The sequence below is a fragment of the Streptomyces sp. NPDC111516 genome (genome assembly GCF_055635345.1).
In genome coordinates, this window is record NZ_JBVKBV010000010.1 from 80,166 (window position 1) to 97,040 (window position 16,875).

The 16,875-nt window shown below is 69.7% G+C and carries 14 protein-coding genes; 6 read left to right on the plus strand and 8 right to left on the minus strand.

The window, feature by feature from the left end; all coding sequences use genetic code 11:
* Positions 1-47: 47 nt before the first annotated feature.
* The 5 genes from ACZ7L9_RS20495 to ACZ7L9_RS20515 all read left to right on the plus strand — a co-directional run bounded on the left by ACZ7L9_RS20495 (position 48) and on the right by ACZ7L9_RS20515 (position 4,753).
* Positions 48-992, plus strand: a complete 945-nt coding sequence (locus ACZ7L9_RS20495; protein WP_471416684.1) for an SDR family NAD(P)-dependent oxidoreductase — start codon at positions 48-50, stop codon at positions 990-992.
* The gene (locus ACZ7L9_RS20500) at positions 989-1,855 is read left to right on the plus strand and encodes an amidohydrolase family protein (RefSeq protein WP_471416686.1); all 867 of its coding nucleotides are present in this window, start codon (positions 989-991) and stop codon (positions 1,853-1,855) included. Before ACZ7L9_RS20495 ends, ACZ7L9_RS20500 begins: the two co-directional genes overlap by 4 nt.
* A gap of 13 nt (positions 1,856-1,868) precedes the next feature.
* Positions 1,869-3,359 carry an acyl-CoA synthetase gene (locus ACZ7L9_RS20505; RefSeq protein ID WP_471416688.1) on the plus strand — a complete coding sequence of 497 codons (1,491 nt, stop codon included), beginning with the start codon at positions 1,869-1,871 and terminating at the stop codon, positions 3,357-3,359.
* 25 nt (positions 3,360-3,384) lie between these two features.
* Positions 3,385-3,840, plus strand: coding sequence for a MaoC family dehydratase (locus ACZ7L9_RS20510; protein ID WP_471416689.1), 456 nt, complete (start codon positions 3,385-3,387; stop codon positions 3,838-3,840).
* Between the two features lie 475 nt (positions 3,841-4,315).
* On the plus strand, positions 4,316-4,753 hold the full coding sequence (locus ACZ7L9_RS20515) for a WD40 repeat domain-containing protein (protein WP_471416691.1): 438 nt from the start codon (positions 4,316-4,318) through the stop codon (positions 4,751-4,753).
* 28 nt (positions 4,754-4,781) lie between these two features.
* On the opposite strand, the gene ACZ7L9_RS20520 is transcribed toward ACZ7L9_RS20515, so the two are convergent.
* From ACZ7L9_RS20520 to ACZ7L9_RS20535, 4 genes are all read right to left on the minus strand, one after another.
* Positions 4,782-6,095 carry a BNR-4 repeat-containing protein gene (locus ACZ7L9_RS20520; protein ID WP_471416693.1) on the minus strand — a complete coding sequence of 438 codons (1,314 nt, stop codon included), beginning with the start codon at positions 6,093-6,095 and terminating at the stop codon, positions 4,782-4,784.
* Positions 6,096-6,317: 222 nt separating this feature from the next.
* Positions 6,318-7,619: an extracellular solute-binding protein gene (locus ACZ7L9_RS20525; protein ID WP_471416695.1), complete on the minus strand. Its 1,302-nt coding sequence runs from the start codon at positions 7,617-7,619 to the stop codon at positions 6,318-6,320.
* A gap of 77 nt (positions 7,620-7,696) precedes the next feature.
* Positions 7,697-8,617 carry a carbohydrate ABC transporter permease gene (locus ACZ7L9_RS20530; RefSeq protein WP_471416697.1) on the minus strand — a complete coding sequence of 307 codons (921 nt, stop codon included), beginning with the start codon at positions 8,615-8,617 and terminating at the stop codon, positions 7,697-7,699.
* On the minus strand, positions 8,614-9,543 hold the full coding sequence (locus ACZ7L9_RS20535) for a carbohydrate ABC transporter permease (protein ID WP_471416699.1): 930 nt from the start codon (positions 9,541-9,543) through the stop codon (positions 8,614-8,616). Before ACZ7L9_RS20535 ends, ACZ7L9_RS20530 begins: the two co-directional genes overlap by 4 nt.
* 436 nt (positions 9,544-9,979) lie before the next feature.
* Here ACZ7L9_RS20535 and ACZ7L9_RS20540 point away from each other — a divergent pair, with 436 nt between their 5' ends.
* Entirely contained in the window at positions 9,980-12,280 is a 2,301-nt protein-coding gene (locus ACZ7L9_RS20540) for an FAD-dependent oxidoreductase (protein ID WP_471416701.1), read from the plus strand.
* 67 nt (positions 12,281-12,347) lie between these two features.
* Here ACZ7L9_RS20540 and ACZ7L9_RS20545 read toward each other — a convergent pair whose 3' ends face one another.
* From ACZ7L9_RS20545 to ACZ7L9_RS20560, 4 genes are all read right to left on the minus strand, one after another.
* The gene (locus ACZ7L9_RS20545; RefSeq protein WP_471416703.1) at positions 12,348-13,136 is read right to left on the minus strand and encodes an IclR family transcriptional regulator; all 789 of its coding nucleotides are present in this window, start codon (positions 13,134-13,136) and stop codon (positions 12,348-12,350) included.
* A gap of 258 nt (positions 13,137-13,394) precedes the next feature.
* The gene (locus tag ACZ7L9_RS20550; protein ID WP_471416706.1) at positions 13,395-13,799 is read right to left on the minus strand and encodes a GNAT family N-acetyltransferase; all 405 of its coding nucleotides are present in this window, start codon (positions 13,797-13,799) and stop codon (positions 13,395-13,397) included.
* A gap of 118 nt (positions 13,800-13,917) precedes the next feature.
* Complete coding sequence (locus ACZ7L9_RS20555) at positions 13,918-14,874, minus strand: aldo/keto reductase (RefSeq protein WP_471416708.1); 957 nt, start codon at positions 14,872-14,874, stop codon at positions 13,918-13,920.
* Entirely contained in the window at positions 14,871-16,751 is a 1,881-nt protein-coding gene (locus ACZ7L9_RS20560; RefSeq protein WP_471416710.1) for a DUF8034 domain-containing protein, read from the minus strand. The genes ACZ7L9_RS20555 and ACZ7L9_RS20560 overlap by 4 nt, the downstream gene beginning before the upstream one ends.
* Between the last annotated feature and the right edge of the window lie 124 nt (positions 16,752-16,875).

A 16,875-nucleotide genomic window follows, 5' to 3' on the forward strand; every position in this document is an offset into this window, starting at 1 on the left:
GTGACAACCATTGACGAAAGCAATGATTGCTTTTACCTTCCATTGCCATGAGTTCTGAACACCTTCGTGAATCGATCGACCTCACCGGCAAGGTCGCCGTCGTCACTGGCAGCGGACGCGGGCTCGGGCTCGCCTACGCGACCGCCCTGGCCCGCGCCGGAGCCGCCGTGGTCGTCAACGACCTGGATGCCGAGGTCGCGGAACAGGCCGCGAAGTCCATCACCGGAGCAGGCGGCCGCGCGGTCGCCGAGGCCGTCGCCGTCGGCACTGGCGAGGCGGCGCAGGCCCTGGTCGACCGGGCCGTCGCCGAGTTCGGCCGCCTGGACGTCATGGTCACCAACGCCGGCATCCTGCGCGACAAGGTGCTGTGGAAGATGACCGACGAGGACTTCGACGCGGTGATCGCCACCCACCTGCGCGGCACCTTCACCTGCGCCCGCGCAGCCGCGATCCGCATGCGTGAGCAGGGCGAGGGCGGCAGCCTGATCATGGTCGGCTCCCCGGCCGGGCAGCGCGGCAACTTCGGCCAGACCAACTACGCGGCCGCCAAGGCCGGCATCGCCGCCATGGTCCGCACCTGGTCCATGGAGCTCGCCCGCAACGGCATCACCGTCAACGCGATCGTGCCGGTCGCCGCCACCGCCATGACCGAGACCATCCCCGCCTTCGCCCCCTACATCGAGGCCATGAGGCAGGGCAGCCCGCTGCCGGACTTCCTGCGCAAGGGCGAGGGCTTCGGCACCGCCGAGGACTGCGCCGTGCTGATCCCCTTCCTCGCCTCGGACGCCGCCCGCGCCGTCACCGGGCAGTGCATCGGCATCGGCGGGGACAAGCTGGCCCTGTGGTCCCACCCGCAGGAGACGGCCGTCGCCTACGCCGACGGCGGCTGGAGCCCCGAGGCCATCGCCGCGAGCTGGGCCACCTCCATGGGCCGCGAGCCGCAGACCGTCGGCATCCCGGCGCCGGCCGTCCCCGAAGGGAGTGCCAAGTGAACGTGAGCGAGCTGACCGCCATCGACGTGCACACGCACGCCGAGGTCTCCTCGAGCGGGAAGGCATCCCTCGCGGATGACCTGCAAGAGGCGTCCAGCAGCTACTTCAAGGTCGAAAGTGCCCGTAAGCCCACCCTGCCGGAGATGGCCGCCTACTACCGTGAGCGCCGCATGGCCGCCGTCGTCTTCACCGTCGACGCCGAGCACGCCACCGGCACGACCCCGGTCCCCAACGAGGAGGTGGCCGAGGCGGCCGCCGCCAACCCGGATGTGCTGATCCCCTTTGCCTCCATCGACCCCTTCCGTGGCAAGGCCGGCGTGCGCGAGGCGCGGCGGCTGGTCGAGGAGTACGGGGTCAAGGGCTTCAAGTTCCACCCCAGCATCCAGGGCTTCTTCCCCAACGACCGCCTCGCCCACCCGCTCTACGAGGTCATCGAGGAGACCGGAACCGTCGCCCTGTTCCACACCGGCCAGACCGGAATCGGCACCGGTGTCCCGGGCGGAGGCGGAATCCGGCTCAAGTACTCGAACCCGATGCACGTCGACGACGTCGCCGCCGACTTCCCCCACCTGAAGATCATCCTCGCCCACCCCTCCTTCCCCTGGCAGGACGAGGCCCTCGCCGTCGCCACCCACAAGCCCGGCGTGCACATCGACCTGTCCGGCTGGTCGCCGAAGTACTTCCCGCCGCAGCTGGTGCAGTACGCCAACTCGCTGCTCCAGGACAAGGTGCTCTTCGGCTCCGACTACCCGGTGCTGACCCCGGACCGCTGGCTCTCCGACTTCGACAAGCTGCCGATCAAGGACGCGGTCAAGCCCAAGATCCTCAAGGACAACGCCGCCCGGCTGCTCGGGCTCAGCTGAGAGGGCACCCGCCATGCGCAACGAGGGACTCGGCTCCTGGCCCGCCCGCCGCGCCCGCAAGACCCCCCACCGCACCGCGCTCGTCCACGGTGAGCGCAGCGTCAGCTACGCCGAGCTGCACGAGCGCACCACCCGGCTCGCCCACGCGCTGCGCGCCGCCGGCGTCCGCCGCGGCGACCGCGTCGCCTACCTCGGGCCCAACCATCCCGCCTTCCTGGAGACCTGCTTCGCGGCCGGGAAGCTCGGCGCCCTCTTCGTCCCCCTCAACACCCGCCTCGCCGCGCCCGAGATCGCCTTCCAGCTCGACGACTGCGGCGCCAAGGCCCTGATCCACGCCCCGAGCTGCGCCGACCTCGTCGCCGGCTCCGGTGCCCCGATCACGGTCGAGGTCGGCCCCGCCTACGAGGCGCGGCTGGCCGCCGTCGATGCCACCCCGATCGACGAGCCGGTCTCCCTCGACGACACCTGCATCATCATGTACACCTCGGGCACCACCGGCCGCCCCAAGGGTGCCATGCTCACCCACGGCAACGTGACCTGGAACGCCGTCAACGTCCTGGTCGACCACGACCTGATCGCCGACGAACGCGCCCTCGCCTCCGCGCCGCTGTTCCACACGGCCGGGCTCAACATGCTCACCCTCCCGGTCCTGCTCAAGGGCGGCACCTGCGTGCTGGTCGAGTCCTTCGACGCCGCCGCGACGCTGGAGCTGATCGAGCGGCACCGGATCACCTTCGTGTTCGGCGTGCCCACGATGTACGACCTGATGGCCCGCCGGCCTCAATGGGGAACGGCCGACCTCAGCAGCCTGCGCCTGCTCACCTGCGGCGGCGCCCCGGTGCCCACCTCCCTCATCGACCTCTACCAGCGGCGCGGACTCACCTTCCTCCAGGGCTACGGCATGACCGAGGCCGCCCCCGGCACTCTCTTCCTCGACGCCGAACACGCCGTCAGCAAGGCGGGCTCCGCAGGCGTGCCGCACTTCTTCAGCGATGTACGCGTACTCGCCCACGACGGGTCCGAGGCCGCGCCGGGGGGGGGGCTGGGCGAGGTCATGGTGCGCGGCCCCCACGTCAGCCCCGGCTACTGGGGCCTGCCCGAGGCATCGGCCGCCGCCTTCACCGACGGCTGGTTCCGCAGCGGCGACGCCGCCCGCGTCGACGCGGACGGCTACGTCACCATCGCCGACCGGATCAAGGACATGTACATCTCCGGCGGCGAGAACGTCTACCCCGCCGAGGTGGAGGACGCCCTGCTGGCCCTCCCCGGCGTCGCCGAATGCGCCGTGATCGGCGTGCCCGACGAGAAGTGGGGCGAGGTCGGCCGCGCCGTCGTCGTCCCCGAACCCGGCAGCGAGCTCGCCCCCGAGCTCCTGCTGGCCCGGCTGGCGGGCGTGGTCGCCAAGTACAAGCTCCCGAAGTCGGTGCTGCTGGTGGACAGGCTGCCGCGTACCGCTTCCGGAAAGCTCCGCAAGAACGACATCCGTGCCCAGCACGGCAACTGACCGACCGAAAGGCTGTCCCGTCACCATGGCACTCACCGTCACCGGCCTCGACCAGCTCAAGTCCCTCGCCGGTACCGACCTCGGCACCAGCTCCTGGCTGGAGGTCACCCAGGACCGCGTCGACCTCTTCGCCGAGGCCACTGACGACCACCAGTGGATCCACACCGACCCCGACCGTGCCGCCTCCGGCCCCTTCGGCGCCCCGATCGCCCACGGCTACCTGACGCTGTCCCTCTTCATCCCCTTCTTCACCGAGCTGCTCGAGGTCGAGGGCGTCGCTACCAAGGTCAACTACGGCCTCAACAAGGTGCGCTTTCCCGCCCCGGTGAAGGTCGGCTCGCGCATCCGTCTGGCCGCCCGTCTCGCCGAGGTCGAAGAAGTGCCCGGTGGCCTGCAGATAGTGGTCGACGGCACGATCGAGATCGATGGCGAGGTGAAGCCGGCCGCAGTGCTGCAGAGCGTCTCGCGCTTCTACGCCTGACAACGACCGCGGAGTTACGCCCCAAGCGCGGGGCGTGGAACCGCATGCATCAGCGCGCATGCCGTCCCCGCCCCACCCGCATACGTTGCTGTTCAGAACAGCCAGGCACCGGCGGCGGCCACCCGCGCCCACGGCACCGGGAGGACACGATTACGGTCAACGCACTGGTGACAGGCGCCACCGGCATGCTCGGCGCCCGCATCGCCCGCCGGCTGCTGGACGATGCCCCTCAAGGTGCTGGTCGCCGGCCCCGGCGGCACTGTCGAGGGCCTGTCCGAGCCCGTCCCCCAGGACGCCTACGACAGTGCCGTCTCCTACTTCGAGGAACGGAAGCGCCTGCATGCCGTGCACGCCCAGCGGGTGCCGGCGGACGGTCCCGACAGCAGGTGTTCGTCGCGTTTGACTCCGAAGTTGGACATCTGGCGTTTGACGACGCGGGGGTTGAGGCGGACGCTGCGGGTGGACCCTCGTCCTGGTGGGCATCCGGACCGGAACTGTCCGGATCTGGGACCTGGCCGACCGCGCCTCGCTAGGCCGGCCGCTGCACGGACACACCCGCGCGGTGGAGCGTGTCGCGACGGTCTTCGTGGACGGCACGCCCGTCGCCGTCACCACCGCCGGGTACGGCCCCCACCCGAGGGTCTGGGACCTCACGATGGGCGCGGAGCGCGACGAGCCGCTGCACGGCCACCGCCGCCGGATCGCCGACCTGGCCGTCACCACGCTCGACGACCGGACCGTCGCCGTCACCGGCGGCGACGACGACGCCACCGTGCGCGCCTGGGACCTGCACACCCACACCCGGATTCACCACGTCCTGCGCTTCCCCTACCGGGTGCACAGCGTGACTCCCCTGTCGACGGCGGCGCACTGCTGGTCGGCTTCGCCGACGAACTGGCGCTGCTGCACCTAGCCGCCAGGACCGTCAACGACTCAGGGCCTCAACGGAGCCCGTAGTAGAGAGAGTTGTGCGCCGTGTCCGGCAGGTACAGCACGTCGTTGCCGTCCGAGTCCCGCCGCACCGCGAGCCGGTCCGCGCTCACGCCCGGCGCGGCGGACCGCGCGGTCCAGGTTCCGTCCGCCGACTGCGTCGCGGCGAAGACGCGGTCGGTGCCGGAGCCGGTGACGTAGTAGATCCGCTTGGTGTCCGTCTCGTCCCAGGTGATGCCGAGGGTCGCAGCGGTCTGGCCACCGGAGTACACGGTCTTGCTGACCCAGTCGCCGCCGCTCGGATACGCGTAGTACACGCGGAAGTTGCCGCCGCTGTCGGCCGAGCGGTAGCGGTAGGCGACCTTCGGGGTGGAGCCGTCGAGGGTGAGCTTGGCGCTCTGCACCGCCGGACCCGGGTAGGCGTTGTCGATGCTCCACTCCTCACCTGCGGTGAGCTCCTGTATCACATCGGACGTGGCGGGTGTCACCGGGGTGGTGACGGCCGCGCCCGCACTGTCGGCGAAGGTGCCGGTCGCCGGGTCGTAGCGCAGATAGGAGAGCTGGTGGCGGAACGCGGTCGCCGGGGCCTTGGCCCACTCGTACAAGAGGTGTACGCGGCCGGCGGCGTCCACCGTCAGGTCGTCGGGGTACACGGAGCGGTTCAGCGCGCCGGCGAAGGTGGCGACCACACTCCAGCGTGCGGCAGCGTTGTCCCAGCGGTACAGCTTGCCGGGGCGCTGGTCGGAGCCGGCGCCGACGCGGGCGGCCAGGTACAGATCGCCGTTGGGCGCGGTGGTCACGACCGGGTAGGTGATGCCCACGCCCTGGTCGGGCAGTTCGGCCGCGTGGTCCGTGACGTCCTGGCCGGGGGCTTCGGTGCGGAAGTAGCGCCAGGGGTTGGCGTGCATGGAGGCGAACACGTGCAGACGGCCGCTGCCGTCGCGCGCGACGGACGACTGGTTGTGACCGTTGTCGTCGGGGAACTCGGCCTGCTGTCCGCTCTTGTCGAGCAGCGGCAGACGGCTCCACGCCCCGTCCGGGTCGCGCCGCGCGATGGCCGGACGATGTGTGGCGGCCGTCGAACCGGGCTCGTTGAAGGCGAAGTACGTGTACTGGCCGCGCCCCTTGTACGTGGCTACCGGGGTCCACCAGCCGGCCTGGTTCGACGAGTCCATCGCGTACGGGACCTTCTCGATCACCGTCGCCGCAGCTGCCGCGGCTTCCGCACGGTCCGTGCTGTCGGCCCGGGCTGCCGGGACAAGCGTGAGCAGGGCGGCCAGGGCCGCGGCCGAGGGGGCGTACGCGCGTGCCGTGGGACGTCGCAAGGTGAACTCCTTCGTGGGTGTGGCGGTGAGGCGAACGGGAGTGGCCCGCAGGTCGGTGCACCCCCTCCGCTGCGCCCGGAACCTACAGCAGTTCCCAGATCATGAATAGAGTTTGCACAATGCGGAATTGGAATACGTCTTGGGGAAGGTTTGTGCAGCATGGCGAAGGGCCCGGTGATGGCCGTTTCGACCTTCACCGGGCCCGGAACGCCGCGCGCCGGCTCAGCGCCTGATGAGGGCGGTGACCTCCTCGCCGGCCTTCTTCATCGCGTCCTTCGGCTTCGACTTGCCGACCAGGACCGCCTGGACCTGCTTGGCCACGGCCTCCTCGATCTGGGCGTTCTGCGCGAACTGCCAGAACGGGCTGCCGGTCGCCGTGTCGGTGATCCTGTCGGTCCACTCGGTGGTGAAGGTGTCCTGGGCGACCTTCGGGTCGGCCAGGCCCACCGTGGTGGACGGCGGCAGGGCGCGGGAGGCGAAGTACTCGGTGGTGGTGGCGCGGTCGGAAGTGGCGTGCAGCGCGAACCGCGTCGCCGCGTCCTGCCCCTTGCCCTTGACGATCGCGATCACACCGCCCCACAGCAGCGCCTGCGGCGTGTCTCCGGAGCGCAGCACCGGACGCTTCATCGGCTGCATCGCGTCGGCCAGCGTCTTGTCCTTGGACTGCGCCGCGGTCACGCCCTTGCCGATGATGGCGTCGTCGTAGAAGGCGGCCTTGCCCTGCCCGAACAGGGCGCGCGCGTCGAAGCGGTCCACGTCCGCGGCGATCAGCTTCGCGTCGTGCAGCTTCTTGTACCAGGTGACCGCGTCGACGGAGGCGTCGTCGCCGATGGTCACCCTGTCGCCCTCCATGAGTGTGCAGCCGAAGGTCTGCATCCACGGGAAGATGTCCTTGAGCTGCGCGACCTTGGTGGCCGCGGCGTAAGGCACGATGCCGTTGCCGAGCCCCTTCAGCTCTTGCAGCGCGCCTTCGAACTCCTCGACGGTGGTGGGGTGCTTCTTGATGCCGGCCTTCTCCAGGAGCTTGGAGTTGGCGATCACGCCGATCGAGCCGGTGTTCCACGGCAGGCCGTACTGCTTGCCGCCGTACATGCCGCTCTCCAGCGCCACGTTCGTGTAGCCGCCCTTCATGGCCACCGAATCGAGTTCGGCGAGCTTGCCCATCTGCGCCACCGCGGCGAGCCAGGCGATGTCGAGATGCACCGCGCCGGTCGTCTCCCCGCCGCCGAGCTTGAGGGTGAGCTGGCTCAGGTACTCGTTGTACGGGTACGAGACCGCGCGAATCTTGGAACCCTCGGCCTTCTCCCACGCCTTGATGATCTTCTCGATCGAGGGCTTGGCGGCCTCCTCGTTGAGCGACCAGGAGGTGAAGTCGAAGTCCTTGGACTTCGTGTCGCCTCCGTTGGAGGAGGTGCTGGCGCCGGACGGTGCGCAGGCGCCCAGCGCACCGGCGCCGGCCACACTGAGCGCGCCGATGCCGAACATGCGCAGCGCGCCGCGCCGGCTGATGCCAGAGGTGGTCATGGTCTCTCCATGGGGGAGTGGGCGGAAGGGAAGGGGGGTGTGGGGGGAGGGGGAGGGCGCGGGAGGATCCCGCGGGCTCAGCTCTTGACCGATCCGGCGGTCATGCCGCCGACGAGGTAGCGCTGCAGGAACATGAAGGCGATGACCACGGGGACGGACACGATGAGCGAGGCCGCCATCAGCTCGGGCCAGGCGGTCTGGAACTCACCGATGTAGGTGGAGACGAGACCGGGCGGCAGGGTCTGCTTCTCCTTGTCGGCCAGCGTCACCGCGAAGATGAAGTCGTTCCAGCCGCGGACGAAGGCGAACAGGCCGGCGGCGATCATTCCGGGCGCGGCCAGCGGAGCCACGATGGAGTGCAGCGTCCGCCACCTGGACGCGCCGTCGATGGACGCGGCCTCCAGCAGGGCGTCCGGGATGGTGTCGAAGATGCCCTTCAGCATCCAGACGCACAGCGGCATCGTGAACGTGGTGAAGGACAGCACCAGGGCGGTGTACGTGTTCAGCAGGCCGAAGCTGGAGAAGACGGCGTACAGCGTCACCAGCAGGACCGCCTGCGGGAACATCTGCGAGGCCAGCACCAGGTGCATCAGCGAACGACGCCCGCGGTAGCGGAACTTGGAGAACGAGTAGCCCATGTACGTGGCGACGACCACGCTCAGCACGGCGGTGATCGAGGCCACGACGAGGGAGTTGACCAGGTACTTGATCAACTGGTCGTTCTCGGCGAGGGCGGTGAAGTTGCTGAAGGTGATGTCGGTGGGTATGAGCTTCGGTGGGAACTGGAAAGTCTGCTCGGGGCTGCTCAGGGCGGTGGCCAGCAGCCAGTAGATCGGCAGAATGCCGAAGGCGCCGATCACCAGGACCGCGGTCCAGGCGGCGATCCGTGAGCGCAGCAGGTCCTTGCGTATCCGGCGCCGCGAGGCGCGCCCGGCGGACGTGGTGTGCGGCCTCGGCCGCTCGGTGCCGGACAGCGGGGTGGAGGTCGTGAAGGTCATCGGGCGTCGCCCTTCCGCTCGGTGATCCTGAGGTATACGGCGACCAGGATGAGCAGGAGCAGCATCCACAGTCCGCCCAGCGCGGTCGCCCGGCCGATGTCGAAGCCCTTGAAGGCGGTCTGGTACACGGCGGTCGCGAAGGTCTCGGTGGAACCGGCCGGGCCGCCGCCGGTGAGCACGTAGATGGTGTCGAAGTGCTGGAAGTTCCAGATGAACTCCAGGAGCAGCACAATCGAGGCGACACCGCGGACCTGCGGCCAGGTGACGGCGAAGAAGCGCCGGATCGAGCCCGCCCCGTCCATCGAGGCCGCCTCGTGCAGTTCCTTGGGCACGGTCTGCAGACCGGCCAGCAGCATCACCATCATCCAGGGGAAACTCGCCCAGGTCTTGGTGATGACGACGGCGAGCATGGCGGTGCCGGGCCGGCCGAGCCAGGAGATGGACTCCTCGATGAACCCGGCCTTCATGAGGATGCCGTTCAGCACGCCGTAGTTCGCGTTGAAGATCCACATCCACAGGAAGGAGACCACCACGCCCGGGATCACCCACGGGAACAGGAACAGGCCGCGCAGGAAGCCACTGCCCTTCAGACCCGAGTTCAGCGCGAGCGCGAGCGCGAATCCGACCACGAAGGGGACGATCGTCGCACCGACGGTGAAGACCAGCGTCTGCTTGAGGATCGTGAGGAAGTCGCCGTCCAGCCAGTAGGCGAAGTTGTCCAGGCCGACGAACTCACGGCCCGGCATCCGCAGATCCTGCTTGAAGAAGCCGGTGAACAGCGCCGAGACCAGCGGGTAGACGATGATCGTCGCGAACAGGGCGAGCCCCGGGGCGGTCAGCAGCAGTGCGAACGCGCCGTTGGAGAGCCGCCCGCCGGCCCGCTCGCGGCGTGGAGCGGCCTTCTGGGGAGGTGCGGCCGTACTCATGGGTGTGTCCTCTCAAACGGGGCGGGAGCGGTGTTGCAGGGCGTGGCACGGAAGGCCGTGCACCGGCAGCCGGATGCGACGCGGCCGGGCGCGAGTGGTGAGCCGCCCCGTCCCCTGCTTCGCCCGAGGCCCTGTGTGAATGCCATTGCATGCTCCATTGAACGCAAGTTGCAGCATGCGGGATCGTTCTCCATATCGTGCGACGGCGTCAACCCTGTTGGTGAGTGAATCGCCGGTTCTGTGCAGGACCGGCGAAGTCGCCGCACTTGCCATGAGCTGGGCGTCGGCCTGCGGCGACGATGTCGTCGGCTGCGCTGGAAACCTACAGCACATCCCACTGACTGAACAGTGGTTGCACAATATGCATGTGATGTACGTTCATGGCTGCTCCGCTATGGCGGAGAGAATCCGAGCTTCACACCAAGGAGGCCGCACCGTGCGGGAAGAAGAGGTCCATTACGACATCGCCGTCATCGGCGGCGGTCTGGCGGGGACCTGTGCGGCCATCGCCGCAGCACGGCTCGGCCGGCGCGTCGCGCTGGTCAACAACCGGCCCGTCCTGGGCGGCAATGCCAGCAGCGAGGTCCGTGTCTGGGTCTGCGGCGCCACCGCCCACGGCGTGCACCGCTGGGCCCGGGAGACCGGCATCATGGGCGAGCTGTACACCGAGAACCAGTTCCGCAACCCCGAAGGCAATCCGTACTACTGGGACCAGGTGGTCCTCGACGCCGTCCGGGCCGAGCCGAACATCGACCTGTACCTCAACACCGACGTACGGGAGGTCGAGGCGAGCGGCCCGGACGACGCACGCGAGGTGCACTCCTGCACCGGCTGGATGATGGGCTCCGAGCGGCGTATCACGTTTCACGCGCGGCAGTTCCTCGACTGCACCGGCGACGGCCTGCTCGGCCACCTCGCCGGCGCCCGCTACCGCATCGGCCGCGAGGCGCGAGCGGAGTTCGGCGAGCCCTGGGCACCCGAGGAGGAGGACGAGGCGCTGCTCGGGTCGACAATCCTGTTCCACACCAAGGACACGGGCCGGCCGGTGAAGTTCGTGCCGCCCGCCGGCGCCCGCGACCTCACCACCACGCCCATCCTGCGCAACCGCGTCCTGCGCACCGGGGACAACGGCTGTGACTACTGGTGGATCGAGTGGGGCGGCGAGCTCGACACCGTCCACGACAACGAGCGCATCCGCGACGAGCTCCAGGCCGTGATCATGGGCATCTGGGACCACATCAAGAACTCCGGCGAGTTCCCGGACGCCGAGAACCTGACCCTGGAATGGGTCGGCAGCCTCCCCGGTAAGCGCGAGTACCGCCGTTTCCTCGGCGACCACATGCTGACCCAGCAGGACATCCTCGAGCAGCGACAGTTCGCCGACCGTGTCGCGTTCGGCGGCTGGTCCGTGGACCTCCACCCGGTGCAGGGCATGTACGCCGACGAGCCCGGCGCCCGCCAGCGCTACGCGGACGGCATCTTCCACATCCCGCTGCGCTCCCTGTACTCGGCGAACGTCAGGAACCTCCTGTTCGCCGGGCGCAACATCTCCGCCACTCACATCGCCTTCGGCGCCACCCGCGTCATGGCCACCTGTGCCACGCTCGGCGAGGCCGCGGGCACGGCCGCCGCGTTGTGCGTCGCCGAGGGCCTCACCCCGCGCGAACTCGCCGCCAGCCACCCTGAGCTGGTGCGCCGTACCCTGCTTCGGCAGGACGCCTCGGTCATCGGCCTGTGCGACGACGACCCCGACAACCTGGCGCGCACGGCCCGCGTCAGCGCCTCCTCGCACCTGAGCCGCCTGGCGGCCGAACCCACGCCGACCGCACCCGGCGAGCCGTACCCGCTCACCCGCGACCTCGCGCTGCTGCTGCCGGTGGACCCCGCACTCGACACGGTCGACCTGCTCGTCCACGGCGTCCCGGACGAGCCGACGAGCGAACTCACCGTGGAGCTGTGGAGCACCGGCCGCCCCGAGAACGCGGTCCCCGTCGACCATCTGCTCACCACCACGGTGACCGTGCCGGCCGACGGACCCCACTGGGTCACGGCCCGCCTTGGCCACCGCCCGGACGCCCCGGAGAACGTCGTCCTGATCGTGCGCGCCTGCCCGGGCGCGGCGCTGGTCCTCGTTCCCGAGCGCACCGACGGTGTCCTCGCGCTGCGATGCAGGGTCGAGGGAGACGCGGCCGTCGACCACGACATTCCGGAGGAGGACGGCCAGCTGGTCCTGGAATGGCAGGCCCGCGGCCTGCGCCGCCGCACCTTCGGCTTCCGTGCGACTCCGGACACCGGTGCCTTCCTGCCCGAGCGGGCCGTCGGCGGATTCCAACGCGCTTACGGAGGACCGCAGATGTGGTCGTCCGAGCCGCTGCCCGACCCGGACCGGGCCGGGCAATGGCTGCGCCTCGACTGGGACGAGGAGCGGCAGCTCACCGAAACACGCGTGGTGTTCGACGACGACGTCGACGAGTACCTCAACAACCTGCACCGCCACCGCACCCCGTTCGAGGTCATGCCGGAACTGGTCCGCGACTACCGCATCCAGAGCCGCGAGTCCGACGGCACCTGGCGCACGCTGCTGACGGTGGAGGGCAACCGCCGCCGCCACCGCGTGCACCGACTGAGCGGTGCGGACGGCGGGCCCCTGCGCACCGATGCGCTGCGGCTCGTGGTGGATGCGACGCACGGGGCGCGCCACGCGCACGTGATCGCGTTCAAGGCGTACTGCGCATAGAGGCCCTAGGGCCCAAGGGGCCCGGTGAAGGCCGAACAGCCTTCACCGGGCCCCTTAGCGGCGTGATTCAGAGGACGCCGAGTGCTTGGCTGATGGCGTCGGCCGCCTCGATGACCTCACGGGTGAGGGCGAGCCGCTGCCCGTCGGCTTCGGTGTGGCTGCCGAGGAGGGAGGCCGGACCCCACAGGGAGATGGCGGCGACGACGTCACCCGAGGCGTCGCGGACGGGCGCGGCAAGGGAAGCGCGGCCCAGGGCGCGTTCTTCGGCTTCGATTGCGTAGCCGGTGCGGCGGACGGTGTCGATCTCGGTGTCGAGAAGGTCGTGGCTGGTGGTCGTGTAGTCGGTGTGTGCTGCGAGCGGCTCGGGAAGCAGCTTGCGGCGCTCTTTGGGCGTGAGGCCGGTGAGAAGGCATTTGCCGATGCTGGTGGCGTGCAGCGGAGCGGTGTGCCCGGCCTGCGTGTAGGACTTGGGAGCGCGGGTCCCCTCGAAATTGCACAGGAACATCAGTTCGGTATCCCGTCGGACGGCGACATTGGCCCCAAGTCCGGTGCGGGTCGCGAGGTCCTGGAGGACCATGCGGGCCGCACGGTGGACGGGGTGGCGATTGGTCGCGGTGGCGGCGAGCGGGAGAATCCCGAGGCTGAGTCGGTAGAGGTTGCTGACCGGGTCGCGTTCGACCATGTCGAGGCGCTCGAGAGTGGACAGGAGACGGGAGGTGGTGGAAGACCCCAGTCCGGTGAGTTCGGCGACGTCGGAGACGCGTAGTTCGGCGCGGCCGGAGTCGAGTGCGCGCAACACCGAGACCGCTCGTTCGACGCTCTGGTTCGTCCCGGCATCGGTCGCCCGCGTAGCCATGACCCTCCTCATTTTGCAAATCGCTTGCACAATCTGCATCAGCATATCGCGTCGACCTGGGGGATGTCCCTGAGATCCACCGGCTCGCGGCGGACCGGATCCCGGCATGCACCGTCCCGCGGGAGATGGTGCGTGGGCTGACGTGGTGGTGATGTCCGAGTCGCGGGGGTGTCGAAATTTCCACGAGTTGCGGCTCGGGCGTCAGCGCAGGCGTGGCGTGCACTGAACCCGGCCACTCGCCGCCGGAGGTGGCCGAACCTACGAGAGGTCCTTGCGCATCAACGTGCACATCGTTTCGTAGCGGCGCAACGACCCATCCGGAGCTTGCTCGTCCCACGAGTCCGGCTGACGGTCGAATGCGACGTAGCCCAGCCATTCGTAGAGCGCTCGAGCCCGGGGGTTGCTCTCCTCCACACCGAGCTCGGCCTGCCACAGACCGCGGTTCCTGATGCGCCGCTCTGCGGCTTCCACAAGGAACGTGCCGATCCCGCACGACTGCAATGCGGGATGGACCGCCAGCTGCCACAGAGTGCCGACACCCTCCTTGACTCGGTAGTCGACTCCACCTTTCGCCACGGGAATATCCGTTGCAGGGCAAACCGCAAGGTAGTCGACTTCTCCCGGCCGGGCACGCTCCAACTGCTCTGCGACGCCAGCATCCATGTCGGCCCCACGGGGCGCAACGCCGTTTCACATCCGTGGTCCGGGAACGCGGCGGCGAGGCACGACCGCCGACAGCAGTGTCGCAGGCGCGCCTCGCCGCGTGGTCGACCAGCGGTGGCTACCCGGAGTGCGCGTCCAGCATCTGCTCGGGTACGAACCCGGCTTCCGCGAGCCGCTGCCAGAGTTCGTCCGGGACCGGGAAGCGGGCTGCCGCCGCGTTCGCCGTCACCTCGGCCGCCGAACGGCAGCCGAGGACGACCGAGTCGACGGCGGCATGCAGCAGCGGGAACTGGATGGCGGCCGCGGGGAGCGGCACCTGGTACGCGTCGCACAGGCTCCGGCACTGCCGCGCCCGCTCCAGCGCTTTTGCGGGCACCGGCCGGTAGTTGAACATGGCGCCGGGAGACGGGTCGGCCAGCAGACCGGTGTTGAACACCCCGCCGACGACCACTGCGGTGCCCGTCCTGGCGCACAGCGGCAACAGTGTGGTGAGCGCCTCGTGGTCGAGGAGCGAGAAACGGCCTGCGATGAGCACGACGTCGACCTCGAACTCCGCCACGTACGAGGCGAGCGGGCCGCTGTGGTTCATGCCGAATCCGATTGCCCCGATCAGCCCCTCGTCACGGAGTTTGCGCACCGCCGGATAGGCCGTGCGGCGTATTTCGTCCGGGTAGTCGTCCGGGTCGTGCAGATACAGGATGTCGACGCTGGAGCGGCCCAGGCGGGTCAGGCTCGCCTCCAGGGACTCCCGGATGCCGCGCTCCGTCCAGTTGGTGATCACCTCTCCGGGGGAGCCGTCCGGCCGGGTGCGCAGCAGCCAGCCCGTCTTCGTGGAGATCACCGGGTCGGTGACCCCGGCCGGGGCGAGCAGGCGGCCCAGGCGCTCCTCGGCGAGGCCGTGTCCATAGCGGGGCGCGGTGTCGAAGTAGGTGATCCCGGCCTCGGCCGCGGCCTCGATGGTCGCGGCGGCGTCCTGCTCGGTGACCTCTTCGAAGAGCCCGCCCAGGGGAGCGGTGCCGATGCCGATACGCGGCAGGGCGAAGGGCAGCCGGTTCGCTGCGGCGCTGTCGGTCATGCCGTCTCCCACGGGGAGGCACAGGCCGCGCGACTCGCGCGCAGCGTCATGGTCAGGGTCAGCCGGATCCGTGTGTTCCCGGGGAGGCCGATGCGGCAGTACGGTCCGTCGGCCGGCTGCTCGGGGCTGTCATCCATGCGGACGGTGGCGACATGGTGCTCGGCGAACGAACCCGCCTGCACCAGCAGGGAGCGCGCGGCGCCGCCCAGGTTGACCAGCTCCACGACCGTGTGGTCCGGACGGATGTCGGACACGAGCGCGGCGACGTCCGGCGGAAGGCCGGGGCGGCGGGCGTCCGCGTCGTGATAGCGAACGTGCAGCTGGGCAAGGGCGCCGTTGTAGAGGACCTGCGGGGAGCCGGTCGTCAGCTGCAAAAGGGCTTCCGTCACCACGGGGTTGAGGTGCTGCCAGTGATGGATGTCCAGGACGTCGGGGCCGACAGCCGGGTCGACGGTGTCGTTCTTGATGGCCTCGACCCGCTCGGCGCAACTCGCGAGGGCGCTGCGCAGCATCCGCTCGGGGAAGTGCGGGTTGCGCCCGTGCAGGAACTCGTACCAGGGCTCCTCGTGACCGGCCTCGTCCTTGATGCGCTGGGTGTGCACGGCGGTCCAGTCCCAGTGGGATTCGGCGCGCAGGTGCTCGATCCGGTCCCGGTCGGCCTGCTCGCGGCTGAAGTGCCAGAGCGAGACCGGGAGCTGGCCGGGCATGACGGTGAAGTCGAACCAGCCGGAGTCGTTGTGCCGCTGCGGCACCATGAGGGTGTGCTCGGCCGTCATCGCGCGCAGGTGCGGCTCCCAGCGCTCGCCGAGGGTGCCCATCCGGTCGGCACCGCGCTGTTCGGCGTGGCGCAGCACCACGTCGAGGGGGTTGCGGGCGAGGTCCAGGAAGCCCCGGTCCCCGGTGAGGAGTGTCGCGTTGGTGGCGCCGATGACGGTGGCGCTGCCGACGGGGGACAGGCCGTGCGGCCACGACCATCCGTAGTGACCGCCGTACCAGCGGCCGTCCAGATACTCGCCCACCAGACCGTTCAGGCCCACATTGTCGGGCACGACGTCGCGGCCCGCGAGCCGCTCCTGCCACACGCCGACGTACTCGGCCACCCAGTCCGCGTAGCGCCGTTCTCCACTGAGCAGAAAGGCGTTGGCGGCGAGGCCGGTGGCGGACAGGTTCACGATCGTGTCACCGCGGCCCATCCGGTCCCACATCGCGCGGCCGTACGCGCGGGCGCGCTCGGGCGAGGCGGACAGCTCGTCGAAGGACGTGACGCCGTCGATCCCGTCCAGCGGCAGACCGTATGGGCGCAGGGCCAGGCTCCACGGGAAGTACGGCTCTTCGTCGCTGAAGCCGAAGCGCGGCCCCGCAGCGCCGTTGTGCGGGGCACGCAGGACCCGGTGCCCGGGGTCGTAGTTGGGGCCGCCGGGAAGATAGACGTCGGCGAAACGGCAGGCGAGTTCGCGCAGCTCCGCGTCATCCGGGTCCGCGAGGCACAGGCCGTAGAAGAGGAGCAGCCCCTCGCCCTGGTGGAACCAGTCGTAGCCGCGCTCCAGACCGTCGACGAGCATGCCCATCTCGGTGAGCTGAGCGGTGACTCCGCGCCAGTGCCGCCGCGAAGCGGTCAGCAACTCCGGGCTGCCGCCGAGCAGGTACAGCGTCGGCCAGTTGAAGAACGGCTCGTAGAAGTCGTCCACGCCGTCCCGGCCGTCCATGCCCTGCCCGAGTGTGTCGCGGAAGACCAGACGGCCGTCGTCCTCGGTGTAGCGGTCCGCGAAGAGCCGCCACGCCTTGTCCTGCGCGGCGAACAACTGCCTTTCCAGGAGCGCCCATTGAGGGACCTCGGTGACGCGCCGGGTCGCGGTCAGCAGAGGTCCGTGCGCCACGCCCGTTGTGCGCGCGCCGCCGGATCGTTCAGGCCTGAGCATCGGGAACACCTGCACCCTCGTCACGTACGGAACTAACAATCGCCCATCGATAGCCGATGGTTAGACTCAGGGGAGGGGAGCC